The sequence below is a fragment of the Rhizobacter sp. P3_B12 genome, from assembly GCF_056402895.1.
Genome location: NZ_JBFUGN010001212.1, coordinates 1 through 1,619, shown reverse-complemented (window position 1 = coordinate 1,619; position 1,619 = coordinate 1). Strand labels below are relative to the sequence as shown.

The 1,619-nt window shown below is 54.6% G+C and carries 2 protein-coding genes; both read left to right on the top strand.

Annotation, left to right across the window (positions count from 1 at the left end; genetic code table 11):
- Positions 1-198 (top strand): hypothetical protein (locus AC1D01_RS33845; protein WP_477873843.1); only part of this gene is annotated, 198 nt, incomplete at its 5' end.
- On the top strand, positions 198-506 hold the full coding sequence (locus AC1D01_RS33840; RefSeq protein ID WP_477873842.1) for a hypothetical protein: 309 nt from the start codon (positions 198-200) through the stop codon (positions 504-506). The genes AC1D01_RS33845 and AC1D01_RS33840, both read left to right, overlap by 1 nt.
- Positions 507-1,619: the final 1,113 nt, after the last annotated feature.

The following is a 1,619-nucleotide window of genomic DNA, read 5'->3' as shown; positions in this document are numbered from 1 at the left end:
GCAAATAGGCGCGCGCTGAATCAGCAAGCTGCAGAGAAAAATTATCAATTGAAGCAGGGGCGTGGGCGGGATTATGTTGAGACAAATGTTCCGGCAAATAGAGTCGAATGGGTGAAAAACCCACGCTATGGCAGGCCCGAAATGACTGTCAAAGGTGAAATAAAGCTGGATGATCCAACTTTTATCAGGAGAAATTAATGTCCAAGCAGGCAGGTGTTGTTTGCATATCAAAAGCCGATGCTCTTCATATATTGTCGGAAATCGAGGTTATGCTAATATCGCTGCGCAATATTGGCAATCAATATTTGGAGGTGGATCGCCAGTCCTATGAGCACGAAACTACGCGATTCATCGACGAATGGAGGGTGACGCATCGTTTGGCCAAAATTCGTCGACTATTGTCGGAGCCTTTTGGGTCGGAGCTTGGCCCTGATAATATGGATGAAATTGAGCGCGCGATGGTGGGTATTCGCACGTGGGAGCGGCAGGGTGATAATCCGGATTGATTGGAATCCGACTTGTTCGGTGCGCTGGTGGTAACTATGCGCTCAGGACTCATCACATCGTTGATCCCCGCGGGGATGGGGCCTCCGTTGCGCGCCGGCTGGCCATGCTGATGGCATCAACAGTAAACGCCGCGGTGGTTGTGTGGACCTGGTGAAATAAATTTTGCGGAGGGTTCGATTGCCAAAATCTTTGGCCATACCCATCCAACGAACGCTTTGCCTAGTGCGGCAGATGCTGAAGCACTGCGAGCCTTGGGTCAATCGAAGCAGTATGTCTTCCATGGCGGTCAAGTGTCGATTGTTCGGCCCGATCACTGAAGGAGTTTGAGAGCAATGGCATTGTTGATATTCGGTAAGAGCGTGTGCTCTTTGTGCGAGCGGGTTATCAAGCAAGAGGAATCGACTTGTTCATTTCCGCCATTTGTGGTGAACGAATTGGACCCTTGCTTCGTGTTCTCGGACGGAGCGTTCCATGAGACCTGTGTTCGCGAGCACGAGCATGGGGTAGAGGCTCTTCGCCGCGTGGACGAATGGGCTTCAAAGGTCGGACCCGGGAAGAGAAAGTGTGTTGTTTGCGAGACTGAGGTCACCGATCCTGACGACTATCTCTTGATCGAGCATCTGTCGGGTCGCGATAGCGATCCTTTGCGAGCGTTCAACTACACCCACCTTCACAAGTCCTGTCTTCCCAGTTGGGAGAGCAGATCGCGCTTCATTGAGCTTGCCACTGCTGCGCTTGCATCAGACTCTTGGAAAGGGCCATACCTGGCCCACTTGATTGGTGAGATGGAAAATGGACGACAGTCATGGCGCTGAGTGCGATGGGTGAACACGGACCACGCGCAAGCCCAACTGCCCGCAGCACAAGCGGTGGCCGACCCTTTCCAACTACGCCCGCACGACGAGCACCACCTACCGGTCCGCCGGCCTGGTGAACACCCAGACGATCGAGGCGAATGATGCGCACCGGTGCGCAAGTGGCGAACTGAGGCGGTCCCACCGGCGACGCGTTGTTCACCCCGCGCAGCAGCAGCGTCACCTACGGCGCGCAGACGTTGTCGATCGGCGGCATGACCGTGCAGATCCAGCCGAACACCCAGGCGAGCAGCAGCA